Source organism: Mycolicibacterium anyangense (genome assembly GCF_010731855.1).
Lineage (GTDB): Bacteria > Actinomycetota > Actinomycetes > Mycobacteriales > Mycobacteriaceae > Mycobacterium > Mycobacterium anyangense.
In genome coordinates this window covers 2,710,376-2,730,215 of record NZ_AP022620.1, presented here as the reverse complement: position 1 = coordinate 2,730,215, position 19,840 = coordinate 2,710,376, and the positions used below count along the sequence as shown (strand labels likewise).

Sequence of the window (19,840 nt, the reverse complement as noted above, 5' to 3'; positions counted from 1 at the left end):
GCGCCCGGCGGGTGTCGGGACGGCTTCCGGTCTTCCCCTGGGACACCCTCGCCGAGGTGACCGCCACCGCCCGGGCCCATCCGGGCGGCATCGTCGACCTCTCGGTCGGCACGCCGGTGGACGAGGTGGCTCCCGTCATCCGCGCGGCCTTGGCCGCCGCCAGCGGCGCACCGGGTTATCCGACGACGGCCGGCACGGCGGCCCTGCGTGCGGCCGCGGTGACTGCACTGCAGCGCCGCTACGGCATCACCGGATTGGCCGAACCGGCCGTGCTCCCGGTGATCGGCACCAAGGAACTGATCGCCTGGTTGCCGACGCTGCTCGGTCTGGGCTCCGATGACCTGGTCGTGGTGCCTGAGCTGGCCTACCCGACCTACGAGGTGGGTGCGCTGCTTGCCGGTGCACAGGTGCTGGCTGCCGACTCGCTGACCCAGCTGGGGCCGCAGTCGCCGACGGTGGTGTTCATCAATTCGCCGAGCAACCCGACGGGCCGGGTGCTTGGCGCCGACCATCTCCGCAAGGTGGTCGAATGGGCGCGCGACCGTGGCGTGCTGGTGGTCTCCGACGAGTGCTATCTGGGTCTTGGCTGGACCGGGCAGCCGGTCTCGGTGTTGCATCCCGACGTCAGCGAGGGCGACCACACCGGTCTGCTGGCGGTGCACTCGCTGTCGAAGAGTTCCTCGCTGGCCGGCTACCGGGCCGGCTTCGTCGCCGGTGACGCCGAGGTGGTGGCCGAGCTGCTCGCGGTGCGCAAGCACGCCGGGATGATGGTGCCCACTCCGGTGCAGGCGGCGATGGTCGCCGCTCTGGACGACGACGAACACGAGCGCGAGCAGCGCGAGCGCTACGCGCGGCGTCGCGAGGTCCTGCTGGCCGCCTTCCGGTCGGCCGGGTTCACCGTCGATCACTCCGAGGCGGGCCTGTATCTGTGGGCCACCCGCGGTGAGCCCTGCCGGGACACCCTGGCCTGGCTTGCGCAGCGCGGCATCCTGGTGGCGCCGGGCGAGTTCTACGGCCCGCGCGGCGCCCACCACGTGCGGGTGGCGTTGACCGCCACCGACGAACGCATCTCCGCCGCGGCGGAGCGGCTGGGCCAGTAGTCGCAGGCCCAACCGCCCCGCGCGAGAAGCGGAGTCAATGCGGTTGTGTCAGTTCATGTTCCAGGGTTCGCCGTAGGTGGTGACGGAGTCACCGGCCTTGGAGATCAGGCGGGCGAACGGACGCAGCAGCACACCGCCGGCCGCACCGGTCACGGTGCCGTGGGCGTTGGCCACGGCGACCGAGCCGTTGGGGCCCGAGACGTCCACCGAGAAGGTGGCTACTTCCTGGATGCCGGGGCCGTTGCCCAGGTCAGCGCTGATCGACACACCCGGGAACAGGTTCGGGGTGATGATCGAACCCAGCGGGTTGAAGCCCGTCGGGGAGATGTTGGCGTCGTCGAGCAGGATGTTGGGGGTGGTGTAGCTGAAGTTGATGCCCACACCCAGTGACCACGGGAAGCCGACCTGGTAGCCCAGCTCCAAGGTGCCCGCGAACTCGTCGGCACCGGGGCCCACGACGCTGTAGACAGCCTTGCCGGAGTGGAACCACTCACGGGTCAGCCGGTTGCGGTCCAGGGGGAACACGCCGTCCAGGAAGGTGTCCCACTGCTGAACCGTCAACGTGCGGCCACCGCCGTCGACCAGACTCAGCTGATTGTCCAGCCCCGCATTCGAGGTGCCGTTTCCGACGAACAGTGCCGCCATGGCGGCGATCAACGCCACCAGCACTCGACCCATGTATTTCATGCTGACCCCTTAGTGCTTCGACGGTGAGTCGGAGGGCCCCGCGTCACCGAGATTTCTGGTTCTGCCCGGACGCGACCATGGACCTGTGGCGCGGATGGACAGCCGCGTGACAGGACTCACAGCCAGTCATGACAACAGCCTCATCGACACCAGTGACCACATCGTTACCACTGCCCGGGAAATTCTCCGCACTGCCCTCGGGGCGGTTCTCCTCAGGCGGTAGCCCGCAGGCTCAGCGCCAACAGCAGCCGGACGTCCGGATCGGCCAGCGAGGTGGCCATCGCCTGCTCGATCCGGCGCACCCGGTAGCGCACGGTATTCGGGTGCACGTGCAGCGCGGCTGCCGCCGCGGCGATATCGCCGAAGCTGTCGAGATAGGCCTCCAACGTGGCGGCGAGCACCGGCTCACGTTCCCGCAGCCGGCGCACCCGCGGGTCGACCAGCCGCTCGTTGGCCCCGACCATGGTGACGATCTCGTCGAGCAACACCGTGGTGCGCGCCTCGGCCAGAGTGGTCACCTGCCCGATCGCCACCGGATGGCGCTCGGCACTGTCGAGCACCCGGTCGATCTCGCGGCGCGCCGCGGCTACCGCGGCCAGCCCGGCGACTGGCGCGGCGATCACCGCCCGCAGTTCCAGCCCGAGTTCGGTGCGCAGGGTGGCGATCGTGCCACGGATCCACGACACCACCGGGCCTGTCCGTCCGGAATCGGGCAGCAGCACGTACACCCGCGACCCGTTCGAACCGACTTGGGCGTCGGGCCGAAAAGCGCTGGCGCTCAATGCCAATACGTCGACAAGTCGAGGGTGTTCGGTGCGGGTGTCGAAGCCGATCACCGCCGCACGGCCCTGCGCCGGCACCGCGAGCTCGCGCGCCAGCTCGGTGACGTCGGTGTCGGTGTCAGCCAGCCCGAGCACCTGCTGCACGGCCAGCAGATGGGCCGACGGGCGGGCCGCCAGCCGGGCCATGATCCGGGCGGCCAGCACCGCTGCGCCGCGCAGTACGTCCTCGGCGTCCTCGGCCAGCGGCCGGGAGCCCTGCTGGACCCAGATGGTGCCCATGAACCGGGCGTCGGACCGGTGGATCCCGATTGCCAGGCGTGGCTGAAGGCCGAGGGCTGGCCGCGCGTCGACGCGCACCACCTCGCTGCCCGCACGCAGGATGTCGAAGATGCCCCACTGGGCGATCCACTGCAGATGCGCCGGTGGCCCGGCCCGGCCCAGGATCGACAGCCGGCGCAGTTCGTCGGCCTCGTCGTTGGACGCCGAATAGGCCAGCACGTGGGACTGGTCGTCCTCGATGCTGACCATCCCGTGTGTCCGGTCGGCGACCGACTGGGCCAGGGCGAACAGGTCGGTGCCCGAATCGGATACCGGGTCGGCGCGGCGCGCTTCGAACACATGGTTGACCAGGCGATACAGCCGTTCCCAGCGGGCCTTGGGGTCGACAGCCACCACGGCGGCGCCCACCGCGGTGGCGCGGGCGACGACGGCGTCCGACGGTTCCTTGACGAAGACGGCTGTCGGGGCGCGGTGCGCAGCGGTCTGTCGGTCGATCCACCGGACGACGTCCGATTCGCCGATCCCGAGCAGGAAGAACACATCGGCCGACCCGGCGCTCACCGACAGGCCCAGCCGGACATCGTCGGCGTCGATCAACGCCGCCGACCGCACCGGCACGTCCAGCCCGCGGGGCGCCTCGATCAGCCGGACCAGCGTCGCGTCCAGCGCCAACACCAGTTGGCCCAGTCCGACACCGGAAGACCGCATGTTGTCCGATTCTACTAGCTCAGGTGGCCATCCTTGGCCGATCAGCCAACAGTTCGGGCGGCTGGCCAGGCGATCCTTGTCGCATGGACGCCCGCACCGATGTTCCCGCCCCGGCCAACGAGCCGGTCCACGACTACGCGCCGCACTCCGCCGAACGCACCCGCCTGTCTGCCGCGCTGCGTGACCTTGCCGCCACCCCGATCGATCTGCCGCACGTCATCGCAGGCCGCCACCTCATGGGGGACGGCGAGCGCATCGACGTGGTCGCGCCGCACCGGCACGCGAAGCGGCTGGGCACCCTGACCAACGGCACTGCTGCCGATGCCGCCGCCGCCGTCGAGGCGGCGATGGCCGCCAAGGCCGACTGGGCGGCGACCTCGTTCGACGACCGCGCAGCGGTATTCCTGCGCTCCGCCGACCTGCTGGCCGGGCCGTGGCGGGAGAAGATCGCCGCGGCCACCATGCTCGGCCAGTCCAAGACCGCCTACCAGGCCGAGATCGACGCGCCCTGCGAGCTCGTCGACTTCTGGCGGTTCAACGTCGCCTTCGCCCGGCAGATCCTGGCCCAGCAGCCGGTCAGCGGCGCCGGGGTCTGGAACCGCACCGACTACCGGCCGCTGGACGGGTTCGTCTACGCCGTCACGCCATTCAACTTCACCGCCATTGCCAGCAACCTGCCGACGGCTCCTGCGCTGATGGGCAACACCGTGGTGTGGAAGCCGTCGATCACCCAGACGTTCGCCGCCTACCTGACCATGCAGCTGCTGGAGGCAGCCGGCCTGCCGCCCGGTGTCATCAACCTTGTGGCCGGCGACGGCTACGCGATCTCCGATGTGGTGCTCGCCGACCGGCGGCTATCCGGTATCCACTTCACCGGGTCGACTGCCACCTTCCAACACCTGTGGCGCGAGGTCGGCGCCCGCATCGCCGACTACGACGGCTATCCGCGGCTGGTCGGCGAAACCGGTGGCAAGGATTTCGTGCTCGCCCACACCTCGGCCGATCCGGAGGTGTTGCGCACCGCGCTGATTCGCGGTGCCTTCGACTACCAGGGCCAGAAATGCTCGGCCGCCTCGCGGGCGTTCATCCCGCGTTCGGTGTGGCAACGGATGGGCGACGACTTCCTGGCCGCCACCGAGGCGCTGTCGTACGGCGACGTGACCGACCTGGCCCACTACGGCGGCGCGGTGATCGACGCCCGTGCCTTCGCCAAGAATGCCCAGGCGATCGACCGTGCGAAGAGTGCGCCGGGAGTCACCGTCGCCGTCGGCGGTGAATGTGACGACAGCGAAGGGTATTTCGTGCGCCCCACCGTGCTGCTCTCCGACGACCCGGGCGACGAAGCCTTCAGCACCGAGTACTTCGGCCCGATCCTGGCCGTGCACGTCTACCCCGACGAGAAGTTCGACGACATCCTCGACGTGGTCGACGGCGGCTCGCGCTACGCACTGACCGGTGCGGTGATCGCCGACGACCGGGCGGCGGTGGCCACCGCCGCGGATCGACTTCGCTTCGCGGCGGGCAACTTCTACGTCAATGACAAGCCCACCGGGGCGGTCGTGGGCCAGCAGCCGTTCGGTGGCTCGCGCGCATCCGGCACCAATGACAAGGCCGGCTCGCCGCTGAACCTACTGCGCTGGACCTCAGCGCGCTCCATCAAGGAGACCTTCGTCCCACCCACCGATCACCGGTATCCGCACATGGAGGTTGAATCGTGAGTGGCCTCTTCAGTCGCACCGCTCGGCCGGCCATCCTGGCAGCCAGTCGGTCACATCGGTTGCGGCACAGCGCCGAACGGATGCCCGTCGCCCGCGACGTCGTCCGCCGGTTCGTGCCGGGGGAGTCCGTCGCCGACGCCCTGTCGGCGGTCGGCGGGTTACGCGACTCCGGCCGGCTGGTCAGCATCGACTATCTCGGCGAGGACGTCACCGACGCCGACACCGCTGACGCGACGGTCGCCGCCTACCTCGATCTGCTCGACGCGCTGGCCGCCGGCTTCGACACCGCCGGGCTCGACACCGGCGGGGTGATCCGCCCCCTGGAGGTGTCGCTGAAACTGTCCGCACTGGGGCAGGCGCTGGGCAAGGACGGCGACAAGATCGCCCACGAGAACGCGCATACGATCTGCGCGCGCGCCGAGCAAGTGGGTGCGTGGGTGACAGTGGATGCCGAAGACCACACCACCACCGACTCGACGCTGTCGATCGTGCGGGACCTGCGCGCCGACTATCCCTGGCTGGGCACCGTGCTGCAGGCCTACCTGCGCCGCACTGAGGGCGACTGCGCCGAGTTCGCCGCGTCCGGCGCCCGAATCCGGCTGTGCAAGGGGGCCTATGACGAGCCGGCCGTGGTGGCCTACCGGGACCCGGTCGGGATCACCGAGTCCTACCTGCGTTGCCTGCGCATCCTGATGGCGGGGTCCGGCTATCCGATGGTGGCCTCGCACGACCCCGCCGTCATCGCTGCGGTGCCGGGCCTGGCCCGCGAATTCGGCAGAGGCACAGACGGATTCGAGTATCAGATGCTGTACGGAATCCGGGACGGCGAGCAGCGCCGGCTCGCAGACACGGGCAATCACGTGCGGGTGTACGTTCCGTTCGGCTCGCAGTGGTACGGCTATTTCGTGCGTCGGCTTGCCGAGCGCCCCGCCAACCTGATGTTCTTCCTGCGAGCATTGGCCCACCGGAACTGATCCCGTCTACGCCCGGGGCGCTCACCCGGTGGGCAACAGCTCCTCGGGCTCCGCAATGGCGGCCTTCGCCAACCGCTTCGTCAAACGTGCGCTCTTGCGCATCTGGATGACGAGGTTGGTCGACGTGACCATCGGAATGACACCGAGAAAGGTGCGCTCCGAGGGGGTGTGTCCGTGCAGATACTCCAAGCTGCCCAGGATGTAGAAGATGCCGATGGTCATGAACGCGGCCGGCACCGAGTAGGCCAACGGAGATCGACGGATGTCGATGATCCGCTCGGCGAGATTCCACTCGTCGGATGACATCGGTTCATTCCTGCGGAGCTTGCGCAGCGCCTTCTGGTAGCTGTTGAGATCGTCGCCGAGCGGCAGGGCCCGCAGCCTCAGCAGGCGCCGGGTGTAGACGAACGCCAGGCTCGCGAACACCACCTCGAAACCCAATGCGATGAACATCAACAGGCCCCACAGGCCCAATCCCGTCGTGTGAGTGCTCAGGTTCATCGCCGCACCCCCACGAAATCCGCTGCCGTGCGCGGTGGCAACGGACGGCTGCGGACCAGGGTCGGCCACCAGAACCATGGGCCGAGCAGCCTGATCAGGGCCGGCACGACGAACGATCGCACGACAAGGGTGTCCAGCAAAAGGCCGATGCAGACGGTGGAACCCACCTGGGCGATCGTCCTGAGGTCGCTGGCCAGCATCGCCAGCATGGTGAACGCGAACACCAGACCGGCTGATGTCACCACCCCACCGGTGCTGCCGAGGGCGCGGATCAAACCGGTGTGCAATCCAGTGGTCTGGTACCCGACCCCGATCTCCTCCTTGACCCTGGCGATCAACAGCAGGTTGTAGTCCGAGCCGACGGCCACCAGGATGACGAACGTGATCGGTAGGACCAGCCAATGCAGGTGGAGCCCGATCAGGTGCTGCCACAACAGGATTGAGAGACCGAACGCCCCGGTGAACGACAGGGCCACCGTTCCGGGGATCACGATTGCGGCCATCAGGCTTCGAGTCAGAACAAGCATGATCAGGAAGATCAGGATGAACGCGGCGATGGCGACGATCTTCAGATCCGATGCCGCGTACTCCTTGATGTCTTTGTTGTTCGAGGCCGCGCCGCCGATGTAGATCTTCGACCCGGCCAGTGAGGTCTCCTTCAGCGCCGCCCGCACCGCGTCCGGGAAGGCGTTGACGTGGTCGATGCCCTCGGGAGCCATGGCGTTGCCCTCGTGGGTGATGACGAACCGCGCCGCCTTCCCGTCCGGCGACATCATCAACTGCATGCCGGTCTTGACGTCGTCGTTGTCGAACGCTTCACGGGGCAGGTAGAAGTAGTCATCGCTGCGAGACGCGTCGAAGTCGTTGCCGACGTTGATCTGGTCCTCGAACGTCTGGTTGATCTGGGTGGCCTGGAGATGCGCAGGGCCGTAGGAGTTCACGATGACCGCACGCAGTGACTGGGTGTTGTCCAGCATCATCTTCAGCTGGGTGATCAACTGCGGCAGCAGTGCGTCGACGGCTTGCAGATCACCGGTGAGGGTGTGGATTTGGCTGTCCAAACCGTCGATCCCGTCCAGGCCGTCGAACAGCGACCGCAGCGACCAGCACAGCGGGATATCGAAACAGTGTGGCTCCCAATAGAAATAATTCTTCAGGGGCCGGATGAAATCGTCGAGGTTGGAAACGTCGTCGTTGATCTGATCGGTCACCTGTTCCAGGTTCTCGGCGGTCAGCACCGTTGCATGCAGGTCGTCGGACATCTTCTGCGTCAGGTCGATCGTCTTGCTCAGCACGGCGAGGGATTCGGTCTGGATCTGCGCCTGTTGGTCGGTGTCGGAGTTTTGCTGCTGTGTGAAGGGCAGCTGTTGGCCGTTCGCGCCGCCCTGGGTGGTGAACAGGTACGGGATGTTCGCGTGATCCAGAGGTCGGCCAAGTGGGCGGGTGATGCTTTGCACCATGGCGACACCGGGCAATCGGATCAGGGCTTTCGCCACGCGGTCCAGTGAGATGAAGTCGGCCGAATTACGCATGTCGTGGTCGGATTCGATCATCATCATCTCGGTGAACAGCTTGCTGGGCGGGAAATGCCGGTCCGAAGCCGTGAACCCCTGGTTGGCCGCGCCGCCGGCCGGCTGGTAGGCCCGATCGTCATAGCTGACGCGATAACCCGGCACGAATATCGTCCCGAGCACCACCACGGCGGTGCTTGCGGCAAGGATCGGCACCGGCCAGCGCACCACACTGGCGCCGATCCGGCGGTACAGCCGTCCGCGCCGCAGCTGCCTGGGATCGAACAGTCCAAACAGGGTGCCCAGTGTGAGCAGCGCCGGAGCCAGCGTCAGCGCGGCGGCGATGGTGAACAGCATGCTGATCGCGACGGCTGGCCCCATGGTGTGGAAGTAGTCCAGGCGCGCGAACGTCAGGCAGAAGCACGAGCCGGCGATCGTCAACCCGGAACCGATGATGATCGGGGCTACACCCCGATACGCGGTGTAGTAGGCGTCCTCGCGGCTTTCGCCCGTCTGCCGGGCTTCGTGATAGCGGCCGAGTAGGAAGATGCCGTAGTCGGTGCCCGCGCCGAGGGTCAGTGAGACGACGATGTTCACCGCGAACGACGACATCGGGATCACCCCGTAGTGCCCGAGCGTGGAGACAATGCCTTTGGCGATGAGGATTTCGAACAGCACGCTGTACATCGGAACGGCGACGTTGGTCAGCGAGCGATACACCAACAGCAGCATCACGAAGATCAGGACGACGGTGACGATCGTGATGTTGTTCAGGCTCGAGTTGGCGATGGACAGGGTGTCCGATGCCATCGGCGCCGAACCGCTGACGTAGACCTTCAGCCCCTGCGGCGGGCTGACGTTCTTGACGATATTCCGGACGGCCTCAACGGATTCGTTGGCCTGGATCTGACCGACGTTGCCGGCAAGCCGCAGTAAGACGTACGTCGCCTTGCCGTCGATGCTCTGGGCGCCCGCCGCCGTGATGGGCTTGCCCCAGAGGTCCATCACGTACTGGACGTGCCGGGTGTCTTGTTCGAGGCGTGTGACGAGGTTGTCGTAGTACTCGTGGTCCTGTTCGTCGAGCGGGTGGTCGGCTTCCAGGACAACCATGGTCAGGCTGGTGGAGTTGGACTCCTCGAATTTCTCACCGATGTGCAGCAGCGCCAACTGCGAGGGCGCGTAGGTGGGAATCTCGGGTCCGGCGAGTTCGGTGGCGACGTCTTCCACCTTCGGCACGAAGGTGTTCGTGACAACCGCCAGCAGTGCCCAGAAGATGATGATCGGAATGGCCAGCAGCCGAACCATTCTCGGGAAGAATGGGCGGTTCGCCTGGTGCGCGCTCACGCGGACTTGACCCTGCAGGTGACGTCGGCATCTTCGCGGCTGGCCGATTGTTCGTCCCGCACAACGTCATTGACCAGCATCCGGCACCCCACATGCGTGCCGTGCACATGCGCCGAGATGCTGCCGGACACCACGGTCAGCGTGGTGGTCTCGGTATGCGTCCACGGCAGTTCGGTGAGATCGACCTCGTGGGGGTGCCCGTCGATGTCGATGTAGTCGAGCATTCCGCCGGAGCCCAGGTCACCGAACAACTCGTAGGTCAGCCGTTTGGGGGTGAACTCGGCGGGCGCTTGCGGCGGGCTGACGGTCAGGACCGGACCCGGCGCCGACGACTGATGCACCTTCCACATGCACAGCCCCCCGATGCTCAGCGCGATCAGCACCACCGCGGGCAGCCATGCGCTGGCCAGTACAGCTCGACCCTTCACGCGGCGCGGCACCGTTGCATCCTATGCAGAATGTAGTTGCTTGATGCAAGCCGAGGAGGGCTCGTGCCACCTTGAGGCTTCCTGTGAGTATTCGAACTGTTGAAGAGCTATCTACAAGCAATTGGGTCTGAACATCGATGACCCGCGAATTATTCCCTATATATCACTTTAGTGATATAAAAATCTGATGGAGCTCACGGTTGCCGACGGCGTTGAGTCGGTCTCGGAGATGCTGGCCCTGGCGACGGACACCATGTGGCGCTACCTGATCAACCGCGACGACCTCAGTGCCAGCGCGGCATTGGTGCTCAACAGGTTGTCCCACGAAGGTCCGATGCGCCTGACGGCGCTGGCAGCGGCCGAGGGTGCCAGCCAGTCGGGCATGACGCAGCTGGTTCAGCGACTGGAACGGCAGGGTCTCCTGGAACGGGTGAGTGACCCTGACGACGGGCGAGCCTCGCGAGTCAGGCTCGGAGAAGCCGGTAAGCGGAATTGGGAAGCGCGTGCCGAATTGCGCAGGCAGCGCATTGCCGACTGGATGCCGTCGGTGTCCGACGATGATCAGGTTGCCCTCTGGCTTGCCTCGAAAGTGATTGTCCGCGTGCTCAGTCACATGCGGGAGGCGCAAGCGGGTAAGCCCGAGGCCACGGCTACTCTCTCTCCAACCCCTGAAACAGGCGAGCCCACCGATCGGAACTGAGAAGGCACCCTGAGCGCACTGGACGCCGTCACCCTGGTGATCGCCGGTGTACTGGGTGGATTGGCAGGCAGCATCGCCGGGTTCGCCTCGGTGGCCACCTATCCGGCGCTGTTGGCAGTCGGACTGCCGCCGGTGGCGGCCAATGTGACCAACACCGTGGCCCTGGTGTTCAACGGGATCGGCTCGGCGTGGGGGTCACGGCCCGAGCTCGCCGGGCAATGGGGCTGGCTGGCCCGCAGTGCCCCGGTGGCCGCACTCGGCGGTGGCGCGGGTGCGACGCTGCTGCTGACCACTCCCGCCGATGCCTTCGAGAAGCTGGTCCCGATCCTGCTCGGCGTGGCGTCGGTGGCGATCGTCATCCCGCGCCGGCCCGGGCCCGCCGGCGGTGCGCGGCGCCGCGGAGCGGTTGCCGCCGAATTCCTCGCGATATTCGGGATCGCGCTCTACGGCGGCTATTTCGGTGCCGCCGCCGGGGTGTTGTTCCTGGCGATGCTGCTGCACCTCGGCTCGGCCAGCCTGGCCCACGCCAACGCCGCCAAGAACGTCCTGCTCGGTCTGGCCAACACCGTGGCCGCCCTGATCTTCGTGGTCCTGGCGCCGATGCACTGGCCACAGATGATCGCCCTCGGTGCCGGGGGACTCCTCGGGGCCCGGCTCGGCCCGATCGTGGTGCGGCACACCCCGGCCACGCCACTGCGCATCCTGATCGGGGTGGCGGGACTGGTGCTGGCGGTCAGACTCGGTCTGCAGGCGTATCGCGCGGGGTGAGCGCGATCAGCGCCACACCCGTGGCGAACCATCCCGCCGTCGCGATCGGCAGCTGCCCGCCGGGTGCGAAACCGTCGATGGCGATCTTCGTCAGCGCCGCGGCCACCGCCATGGTGCCCGTGCCCATCGACACCCAGCCCACCCACGGCGGAACCGGCACGCCCACAGCGGGAACCGGGGCGGCGAAGAACGCCCGCCCCCGCCACAGCAGCAGCAGTTCCACCGCGGCGACCACGGCCAGGATTGCCACCCACGCCAGCCGGAACCACCACCAGGCTGCCGTCCCCGGCTCGGGCTGTGGCAGCAGCCCGGTCGGGTAGCCGACCAGCGCCACGATCACCACCGGAACCATGTGCCACAGGTACAGCGCCATCACATTGTCGTTGGCGACGGCCAGGAACCGTTGCGCCCGAGCCGAATTCAGCGCCCGGTTCACCGTCGGTGCAATCGCCAGCACCAGCCCGGTCTGGGTGAGGCCCAAAGCCAGCAGCGCCAGGTTGGGCGGCGAGGTGTTGTTCAGCGTCTGCCCGGGCACCCCGATCATGCTGATCGGATACGGCCCGACGGTCACCAGCAGCACCAGTGCGACCGCCGACGCAATCGCCAGCGGCACCTCGTGGCGGGCCCGCAGCGCGCCGTCCTGCCAGGCGATGCCGAGCTGGTAGAGCGCTGCCCACGGCAGCAGGTAGTTCAGCCAGTCCAGGTACGGCACGCCGGCGCCGATGGTCGCCGCGTCGACGGCGGCCACCGCGATCACCAAGGCCACCGGCACCCACAGTCCCCACCGGCGGTGCGCGGCCACCGCGACCGGCGTCAGCGCGATCACCAGGACGTAGATGCCCAGGAACCACAGGTGCATGGCCACCGCCCAAGCACCGAAATCCAGTTCGGCCCCGGGCACTCCTACGGCGGCCAGAGCGGCGACGACCAGAAGCACGATCAGCACGTACACCGCCGTCGGCCCCAGTGGCCGGGTCAGCCGGTGCCGGATCCAGGTCTGTCGCGACGGTCCGTCGTCGGCCAGCCGGCCCCACGACACCGCGCTGGCGTAGCCGGCCACCACGAAGAACACCGGAACCACCTGGAACAGCCAGGTGAGCCACTGCGTCCAGGGCAGCTCCACCAGCGGGTTCTGCCGGTAGAACGCACCATCGCGGTAGGTCAGGGCCGCGGTGATCCAGTGCCCGATGACGACCATCACCAGCGCGAGGACCCGGTACAGGTCGGCGGCGTGGTTGCGGGCGCTCGGCATGGTCTCAGGTCAGGCCGGGACCGCCACGACCGGCATCACGACGCTGCCGCGGCACGGGCCCGAGGCGATATCGGTGTGCCAGGTGCCGCGCAGCGATCCGTCGGGCTGCGGTGCGTAGAACGCCCACGATGTCGCCGGGCTCCACTGCTTCTGGTAGCCGTCGCCCAGGAAGCAGTCCCACGCCCAGTCGTAGGTGGTGGTCCACTCCGAGCCGTTCCAGGTGTAGCGGGTCGGCTGCGGGATGGTGGGGTTGCTCGGGGCCGGGCCGTCGACGACGGTGGCCACGCAGGTGCCGCCCGAGCAACTCGTCGACAGTGTGAAGGTGGCGCCGAAGTCGTTCTCCTTCTGGCGCGTCGCCGGGCTGGTGCCGGCCTTCTGCGAGGCGTACGTGGTCATCTGGTAGCGCCCGTTCCAGGCCAGCGGCGCCCCGTGCGCCGATGCCGGGCTGACCAGCCCTGCCGTGCAGGCGGTCGCCACAGCGACAATCGTGACTCCCAACCGGCCGGTCCCCATGTCCCCTCTTACGTCGGCTTCGTCAGGAATCACCCTAGGCGTCAGTAAATGCCGAACCGGTGCTGCGCCAACGGGAGTCGTTGCGATCGTGATCCAACCATGACCGGACCGTTACCGGCCTTCGGCGAGCAGCAGCAGCGCGTAGGCCGCGATGGACTGGGCGTCGGTGACCTCACCGGCGCGGATCATCTCCTCGAACCGCGCCCGGGTGAACCAGTCGAAGTGCATGTCCTGCTCCTCGTGCTCGCGGTCCGGGTCACCCTCGGTGATGTCGGTGGCCAGGAATGCCCACCCGCGCTGACTGCTCATCCCCGCGGCGATGTCCAGGCGGCCCAGCGCCGTCAGCGAGCCGGCCCGCAGTCCGGTCTCCTCGCGCAGTTCGCGGACGGCCAGTTCGGCGGGGTCGAGTTCGGCGCGGCCCGGCGCGGTGCCCTGGGGAAACTCCCAGCGCCGCTCGCCGAGCGGATAGCGGAACTGCTCCACCAGGGCCACCCGATCACCGTCGACCGCGATGATCAGGGCGTAGGACGGCTTGTCGACGACGCCGTAGATACCGGTGGACCCGTCCGGGCGGCGGATGACGTCCTCGCGCACGGTCATCCAGGCGTTGCGGTAGACCTCGCGGGAGGAGATCGCGGTGATCGGCTGCACGGCGCAAGAGTAGCCTCGGCGACGTGCTGCTGGCCTCGCTGAACCCGGCCGCCGTCGCTGCCGGAGCGGATATCGGCGACGCGGTGCGCATCGACGCAATGACCCTGTCCCGCAGCGATCTGGTGGGCGCCGCCACCTCCGTGGCCGAACGGGTCGGCGGTGCGCAGCGGGTCGCGATCCTGGCCACCCCCACTGCCGCGACGGTGCTCGCGATCACCGGCTGCCTGATCGCCGGCGTGCCGTTCGTGCCGGTGCCCGCCGACGTCGGGGTGGCCGAGCGCACCCACATGCTCATCGACTCCGGTGCGCAGGCCTGGCTGGGGGAGGCGCCCGCCGACCCGGGCGGCCTGCCGCACGTGCCGGTGCGCCTGCATGCCCGATCCTGGCATCGTTACCCCGAACCGGCGCCGCAGAGCACCGCGATGGTGATGTACACCTCGGGCACCACCGGGTTGCCCAAGGGTGTGCTGATCAGCCGGGCCGCGGTAGCCGCCGACATCGACGCGTTGGCCCAGGCCTGGCAGTGGAGCCCGGACGACACGCTGGTGCACGGGCTCCCGCTGTTCCACGTGCACGGGCTGGTGCTGGGTCTGCTGGGGTCGTTGCGGGTGGGAAATCGCTTCGTGCACACCGGGAAACCCACGCCGCAGAGCTATGCCGCAGCGGGCGGAACGCTGTACTTCGGGGTGCCGACGGTGTGGTCGCGGGTGGTCTCCGAACCGGCCGCCGCGGCGGCGCTGGCTGGCGCGCGGCTACTGGTCTCCGGATCGGCGGCGCTACCCGTGCCGGTGTTCGATCGGCTCACCGAACTCACCGGGCACGCCCCGGTCGAACGCTACGGCTCCACCGAGTCGCTGATCACCATCTCCACCCGGGCCGACGGGGAACGGCGCCCGGGCTGGGTGGGCCTGCCGCTGACCGGTGTGCAGACCCGGCTGCGCGGCGAGGACGGCTCATCGGTGCCGCACGACGGGGAAACCATTGGCAGCCTTCAGGTTCGGACGCCAACGCTGTTCGACGGCTACCTGAACCGGCCGGATGCCACCGCGGAGGCGTTCGAGTCCGACGGCTGGTATCGCACCGGGGACGCCGCCGTCATCGACTCCGACGGCATGCACCGGATCGTCGGCCGGGAATCGGTGGACCTGATCAAGTCCGGCGGCTACCGGATCGGGGCGGGGGAGATCGAGACGGTGCTGCTGGGCCATCCCGGGGTGTCGGAGACGGCCGTCGTCGGGCTGCCCGATGACGACCTGGGGCAGCGCATCGTTGCGTTCGTGGTCGGCGACGCCGCGCCCGAGGATCTGATTTCCTATGTCGCCGAACAGCTTTCGGTGCACAAGCGACCGCGAGAGGTGCGGCTTGTCGACGCGCTGCCGCGCAACGCCATGGGCAAGGTGGTCAAGAAGGAGCTGATGACATGGGGCTGAGATTCACCGAGGTCTGCATCGACGCCCACGACATCGAGGCGTTGTCGGCGTGGTGGTCGGGTGTGCTGGGCTGGCCCGCCGAGCCGACCGACGACGGCGACGTGGCCCTGCGCGCACCCGTCGGCGCCGGCCCGGACTGGCTGTTCCTGGCGGTCCCCGACGACAAGGTGGTCAAGAACCGCATCCACTTCGACTTCACGCCCACCGATCAGCAGGCCGAGGTCGACCGGGTGGTCGCACTGGGGGCGCGCCGGATCGACATCGGCCAGGGGGAGCAGAGCTGGGTGGTGCTCGCCGACCCCGAGGGCAACGAATTCTGCATCCTGGCCGCGCAATAGCGGGGGCCGCCGTTTGACTGTCATCGCCGCCGGATATGAAATGGGGCATGACCTTCTTCACCCGTGCGCTGTCCGCTGTCGTGGTCGGAGGCGGCCTCGCGGCCGGTCTCCTCGGGCTGGGCGCCGGCCCGGCCGTCGCCGATCCGGCGCCGCCCCCACCGCCCGCGTTGGGCGAAGAACCCCCGGCCTGGGCGCCGCCGAAGCCCGCACAGGTCTGGGACGGCCAACCGGTGGTGTGGACGTCCATGTGGGGCGGACGCTGGGGTGTGTGGATCAACGACGGGTTCATCACGCTGACGTCGAACCCGGTCACCAACGGTGGGTGACCGCGGGACGGGTTGCGCCCGGCGATATAGTGAGCAAGGCTAATCGTTCAAAGGCTGCGGAACGCTGAGGTAGGAGACATCATGACTGGACTTCCGGGTCGCGCGACACGAGCGACTCTCACCCTCGCCGCCGCGGCCATCGCGGGCCTGGCGGCGGCCGGCCCGGCCGCCGCCGACGCCAGCGACGACTATCCGATTCCGCATCGGATGATCATCACGCAGTGCGACGCCGAGCAGTACATGGCCGCAGCCCGGGACACCAGCCCGGTCTACTTCGAGCGGTACATGATCGACCGCAGCAACCGGCCGGCCGACATCCAGCAGATGGCCGAGGACCGTATCCACTGGTTCTTCTCGCTCGACCCGACCGCGCGCCGGCAGTACTCCGAGGACACCGCCACCAACATCTACTACGAACAGGTGGCCACCCACTGGGGCAACTGGGCCAAGCTGTTCTTCAACAACAAGGGCGTGGTGGCCAAGGCCACCGACGTCTGCATGAACTATCCGCGCGGTGACATGTCGGTGTGGGACTGGGCCAGCGCCGGGTAACGACGGCGACTCTGCGCGATGAGCGTCAGTTGGCGTGCAGTGCCTCGTTGAGTGCGATGCCCTGACCGTCGCGGCCCACCACCTCGACTGCGCCGGTGATCGAATTGCGCCGGAACAGAAGGTTGTTCGCGCCGGATAACTCCCGCGCCTTGACGGTCGCGCCGTCCGGTGTGGTGACTTTCGTGCCGGCCGTGACGTAGAGCCCGGCCTCGACGATGCAGTCGTCGCCCAGCGAGATGCCCAGCCCCGAGTTCGCCCCCAGCAGGCAGCGCTTGCCCACCGAGATCACCTCGGTTCCGCCGCCGGACAGGGTGCCCATGATCGAGGCGCCGCCACCGACGTCGGAACCGTCGTCGACCACCACACCCGCCGAGATCCGGCCCTCCACCATGGAGGCGCCCAGCGTGCCGGCGTTGAAGTTCACAAAACCCTCGTGCATCACGGTGGTGCCCGGCGCCAGGTGCGCGCCCAGGCGCACCCGGTCGGCGTCGGCGATCCGCACGCCGGTGGGCACCACGTAGTCGACCAGCCGGGGGAACTTGTCGATGCCGTACACCGTCACCGGTCCGCGGGCGCGCAACCGCAGCCGCGTCTGCTCGAACCCCTCGACGGCGCACGGGCCGTAGTTGGTCCACACCACGTTGGTCAGCGTGCCGAAGATGCCGTCCAGGTTGCAGCCGTGCGGTTCGACCAGCCGGTGCGAGATCAGGTGCAGGCGAAGGTAGCCGTCGTAGGTGTCGGCCGGCTTGTCGTTCAGGTCGGCGATCACCGTGCGCACCGCGATCACCTCGACGCCGCGGTCGGCGTCCGGCCCGCTCAGGGCGGCGAACTCGTCGGGGGCGTCGGCCTCCGACAGCCGGGTGGTGCCCGCCGGGCTGTAGGCGCCCAGCTCGGGGTCCGGGAACCAGGTGTCCAGGACGGTGCCGTCCTCGGTGATGGTGGCCAGTCCGATGCCTGCAGCAGAAGTCACGGTGCTAGAGGGTAGTCCATCGCGACCGCCCGCTAGCCTGGGAAGTTGTGCCGGACGCTTTGGACCTGAGCGCGGATCCGATCGCGCTGACCGCCGCCCTCGTCGACATCCCCAGTGAGTCGCGCGACGAGGCGCGCATCGCCGACGCGGTCGAGGCCGCCCTGCGCGAGCAGGCTGCCGGCTTCGAGGTCATCCGCAACGGTGATGCGGTGCTGGCGCGCACCCACCTCGGCCGCCCGTCACGGGTGCTGCTGGCCGGTCACCTCGACACCGTGCCGATCGCCGACAACGTGCCGTCCCGGGTCGATGGCGACCACCTGTTCGGCTGCGGCACCTCGGACATGAAATCCGGTGACGCGGTCTTCCTGCACCTGGCCGCCACCGTCGCCGACCCGGTGCACGACATCACCCTGGTGATGTACGACTGCGAGGAGATCGAGGCCTCGGCCAACGGCCTGGGCCGCATCGAACGCGAGCTGCCGGACTGGCTGGCCGCCGACGTCGCGATCCTCGGCGAGCCCTCCGGCGGTTACATCGAGGCCGGCTGCCAGGGCACCCTGCGGGTAGTGATCTCGGCGACCGGCACCCGCGCACATTCCGCCCGATCCTGGTTGGGCGACAACGCCATTCACAAACTCGGCGCCGTCCTGGACCGGCTGGCCGGCTACGACGCACGGATCGTCGACATCGACGGCTGCACCTACCGTGAGGGCCTGTCGGCGGTGCGCATCGACGGGGGAGTGGCCGGCAACGTCATCCCGGATGCGGCGTCGGTGACGGTGAACTTCCGGTTCGCCCCGGACCGTTCGCCGCAGGCCGCCCTCGACCATGTCCGCGAGGTGTTCGACGGCCTCGACGTGACACTGGAGCAGACCGACGTGGCCGCCGGCGCGCTGCCCGGGCTGCACCACCCGGCCGCCGCCGCGCTGGTCGACGCCGCCGACGGCATGGTGCGCGCCAAGTACGGCTGGACCGATGTGGCGCGCTTCGCCGCGCTGGGCATCCCGGCGGTGAACTACGGCCCCGGCGACCCGAATCTGGCGCACAAACGCGACGAGCGGGTCGCCGTCGCGCAGATCACCTCGGTCACCCAGGTGTTGCGCGCGTATTTGGGCGGTTAGATCAGAGTTACTGGCCGGCAAGGGCATTCGCTTGCCGGTCGGCGTCGGCGGCGACGCCCACCATCCCGATGCCGGCGAAAGCCGCCGACGCCGCGAGCAGTCCGGCGGCGTCCCGTGCGCGCAGCGCCCTGGCGTAGTCGAGGGTGAGACGTCCGACGACGGTGTCGCTGGCCAGCCGATCCAGCGCCTCGGCGGCCCGGGTGTCACCGAGGCGCACCGCGTCGAGCCACGCGCGCAGCGCCACGGCCGTCTGCCCGCCGCGTTCGGCGGTCTTGGCGGCGGCGCGCGCGGCGCTGATCGCCTCCGCGCCGTCCCTGCGGGCGGCGGCCGTCCACGCCTTCGCCAGCTCCAGTTCCGGCGCGAACAGCATCGATTTCAGGCCGTGCTTGGCCTCGGCACGGGCGAGGATGCGGCCGGCGTCGGCGAGGCGGCCGGCCTGGGCGACCGCGCGGGCCAGCAGCATCCAGGCCAGCGGTCCCCAGGAGTAGCCGGTCGGTGCCAGTGCGGCGGCCGCCTCCCCGAGCAGGTCGGCGGCCGCGGCGGGATCCCCGCGGGCGATCAGCACGTCGGCGAGCAGCACCGTGCCGATCGCGTGTGCGGGTTGCGCGCCATGAGCGTCGTCCACCAGTTGCTGCGCAAGCGCCTGCGCCCGATCCAGCTCACCGGAGAGCACCAGCGCCGTCGTCTGCCCGAAGGCGGAGGTGAATCGCAGCAGCCCCGGATGCCCGGCGGCGATGGCCCGGTCGGCGAGCTCGTCGACGTCGGCGAACGCGCCCATCCGCGCGGTGCACAGCGCGGCCGCCGCGGCCGCCCACCCGACGGCCTGATCGTCGGCGTCGGCGGACGCGAGCACCGCACCGGCCAACTCCATCGCACGGTGCGGACTGCCGGCGTTCATCGCGAACGTGCCCAGCAGGGCGTCGACGGTGGCGACCGACGGACCCGAGGACACCCGGGCGCGCAGGCTGCGCAGGAACGCCGTCGCGCGTTCGGGCTCGTCGAGCATCCAGAACTGGTTGGCCGCCCGCGGCAGCGCCCATGCCATCAGCTCGGACTCGGTGAGCGTGGCCGGATCGACGCCGGCCAGCACGTCGGCCGCCTCCCGGCCGAGGCCCTGCCACGCCAGCTCCTGTGCTTTGGCGAGCGTGGCTTCCAGCGACAGTGACACTGCCGCAGTGTAGGGCGCG

At 68.8% G+C, this 19,840-nt stretch carries 19 protein-coding genes and 1 pseudogene; 10 read left to right on the top strand and 10 right to left on the bottom strand.

The window, feature by feature from the left end:
• The first annotated feature begins 11 nt into the window (after positions 1–11).
• The gene (gene dapC / locus G6N35_RS12680) at positions 12–1,100 is read left to right on the top strand and encodes a succinyldiaminopimelate transaminase (protein WP_163804568.1); all 1,089 of its coding nucleotides are present in this window, start codon (positions 12–14) and stop codon (positions 1,098–1,100) included.
• Positions 1,101–1,148: 48 nt separating this feature from the next.
• On the opposite strand, the gene G6N35_RS12675 is transcribed toward dapC, so the two are convergent.
• The gene (locus tag G6N35_RS12675; protein WP_163804567.1) at positions 1,149–1,787 is read right to left on the bottom strand and encodes a porin MspA; all 639 of its coding nucleotides are present in this window, start codon (positions 1,785–1,787) and stop codon (positions 1,149–1,151) included.
• A 212-nt stretch (positions 1,788–1,999) separates the two neighbouring features.
• Positions 2,000–3,556, bottom strand: a complete 1,557-nt coding sequence (locus tag G6N35_RS12670) for a PucR family transcriptional regulator (protein WP_163804566.1) — start codon at positions 3,554–3,556, stop codon at positions 2,000–2,002.
• A gap of 83 nt (positions 3,557–3,639) precedes the next feature.
• Here G6N35_RS12670 and pruA point away from each other — a divergent pair, with 83 nt between their 5' ends.
• On the top strand, positions 3,640–5,274 hold the full coding sequence (pruA, locus tag G6N35_RS12665; RefSeq protein WP_163804565.1) for an L-glutamate gamma-semialdehyde dehydrogenase: 1,635 nt from the start codon (positions 3,640–3,642) through the stop codon (positions 5,272–5,274).
• Positions 5,268–6,248 carry a proline dehydrogenase family protein gene (locus G6N35_RS12660; RefSeq protein ID WP_179967463.1) on the top strand — a complete coding sequence of 327 codons (981 nt, stop codon included), beginning with the start codon at positions 5,268–5,270 and terminating at the stop codon, positions 6,246–6,248. The genes pruA and G6N35_RS12660 overlap by 7 nt, the downstream gene beginning before the upstream one ends.
• 21 nt (positions 6,249–6,269) lie before the next feature.
• On the opposite strand, the gene G6N35_RS12655 is transcribed toward G6N35_RS12660, so the two are convergent.
• From G6N35_RS12655 to G6N35_RS12645, 3 genes are read right to left on the bottom strand one after another with little or no spacing between them, the layout of a single operon-like run.
• Positions 6,270–6,749, bottom strand: a complete 480-nt coding sequence (locus G6N35_RS12655) for a hypothetical protein (RefSeq protein ID WP_163804563.1) — start codon at positions 6,747–6,749, stop codon at positions 6,270–6,272.
• On the bottom strand, positions 6,746–9,565 hold the full coding sequence (locus tag G6N35_RS12650; protein ID WP_163804562.1) for an MMPL/RND family transporter: 2,820 nt from the start codon (positions 9,563–9,565) through the stop codon (positions 6,746–6,748). Before G6N35_RS12650 ends, G6N35_RS12655 begins: the two co-directional genes overlap by 4 nt.
• Positions 9,566–9,600: 35 nt before the next feature.
• A complete protein-coding gene (locus G6N35_RS12645; RefSeq protein WP_163804561.1) occupies positions 9,601–10,044 on the bottom strand; it encodes an MmpS family transport accessory protein in 444 nt (147 codons plus the stop codon).
• A gap of 175 nt (positions 10,045–10,219) precedes the next feature.
• On the opposite strand from G6N35_RS12645, the gene G6N35_RS12640 reads away from it, so the two are divergent.
• Entirely contained in the window at positions 10,220–10,732 is a 513-nt protein-coding gene (locus G6N35_RS12640; RefSeq protein ID WP_163804560.1) for a MarR family winged helix-turn-helix transcriptional regulator, read from the top strand.
• A 9-nt stretch (positions 10,733–10,741) separates the two neighbouring features.
• Positions 10,742–11,500 (top strand): sulfite exporter TauE/SafE family protein, encoded by a 759-nt coding sequence (locus G6N35_RS12635; protein ID WP_163807647.1) that lies wholly within the window; start codon positions 10,742–10,744, stop codon positions 11,498–11,500.
• Here G6N35_RS12635 and G6N35_RS12630 read toward each other — a convergent pair.
• The 3 genes from G6N35_RS12630 to G6N35_RS12620 form a co-directional block, all read right to left on the bottom strand.
• Positions 11,466–12,752: an acyltransferase family protein gene (locus tag G6N35_RS12630; protein WP_163804559.1), complete on the bottom strand. Its 1,287-nt coding sequence runs from the start codon at positions 12,750–12,752 to the stop codon at positions 11,466–11,468. The two genes, G6N35_RS12635 and G6N35_RS12630, sit on opposite strands and share 35 nt — an antisense overlap.
• A gap of 9 nt (positions 12,753–12,761) precedes the next feature.
• Positions 12,762–13,265, bottom strand: coding sequence for an Rv2253 family sensor-like surface protein (locus G6N35_RS12625; RefSeq protein ID WP_163804558.1), 504 nt, complete (start codon positions 13,263–13,265; stop codon positions 12,762–12,764).
• A 111-nt stretch (positions 13,266–13,376) separates the two neighbouring features.
• A complete protein-coding gene (locus tag G6N35_RS12620) occupies positions 13,377–13,865 on the bottom strand; it encodes an NUDIX domain-containing protein (RefSeq protein WP_163807646.1) in 489 nt (162 codons plus the stop codon).
• 74 nt (positions 13,866–13,939) lie between these two features.
• Here G6N35_RS12620 and G6N35_RS12615 point away from each other — a divergent pair, with 74 nt between their 5' ends.
• The 4 genes from G6N35_RS12615 to G6N35_RS12600 all read left to right on the top strand — a co-directional run bounded on the left by G6N35_RS12615 (position 13,940) and on the right by G6N35_RS12600 (position 16,562).
• On the top strand, positions 13,940–15,346 hold the full coding sequence (locus G6N35_RS12615) for an acyl-CoA synthetase (RefSeq protein WP_163804557.1): 1,407 nt from the start codon (positions 13,940–13,942) through the stop codon (positions 15,344–15,346).
• On the top strand, positions 15,337–15,684 hold the full coding sequence (locus tag G6N35_RS12610; protein WP_163804556.1) for a VOC family protein: 348 nt from the start codon (positions 15,337–15,339) through the stop codon (positions 15,682–15,684). Before G6N35_RS12615 ends, G6N35_RS12610 begins: the two co-directional genes overlap by 10 nt.
• A 47-nt stretch (positions 15,685–15,731) precedes the next feature.
• Positions 15,732–16,010, top strand: coding sequence for a hypothetical protein (locus tag G6N35_RS12605; RefSeq protein WP_163804555.1), 279 nt, complete (start codon positions 15,732–15,734; stop codon positions 16,008–16,010).
• 81 nt (positions 16,011–16,091) lie between these two features.
• On the top strand, positions 16,092–16,562 hold the full coding sequence (locus G6N35_RS12600) for a DUF5078 domain-containing protein (RefSeq protein WP_163804554.1): 471 nt from the start codon (positions 16,092–16,094) through the stop codon (positions 16,560–16,562).
• A 25-nt stretch (positions 16,563–16,587) separates the two neighbouring features.
• Here G6N35_RS12600 and dapD read toward each other — a convergent pair whose 3' ends face one another.
• Positions 16,588–17,532 (bottom strand): 2,3,4,5-tetrahydropyridine-2,6-dicarboxylate N-succinyltransferase, encoded by a 945-nt coding sequence (dapD, locus tag G6N35_RS12595; protein WP_163804553.1) that lies wholly within the window; start codon positions 17,530–17,532, stop codon positions 16,588–16,590.
• A gap of 47 nt (positions 17,533–17,579) precedes the next feature.
• Between dapD and dapE the strand changes: the two genes are divergently transcribed.
• On the top strand, positions 17,580–18,653 hold the full coding sequence (gene dapE / locus G6N35_RS12590; protein WP_163804552.1) for a succinyl-diaminopimelate desuccinylase: 1,074 nt from the start codon (positions 17,580–17,582) through the stop codon (positions 18,651–18,653).
• A 7-nt stretch (positions 18,654–18,660) separates the two neighbouring features.
• On the opposite strand, the pseudogene G6N35_RS12585 reads toward dapE, so the two are convergent.
• Positions 18,661–19,809 (bottom strand): annotated as a pseudogene (locus G6N35_RS12585) (AAA family ATPase); the annotation flags it as partial.
• Positions 19,810–19,840: the final 31 nt, after the last annotated feature.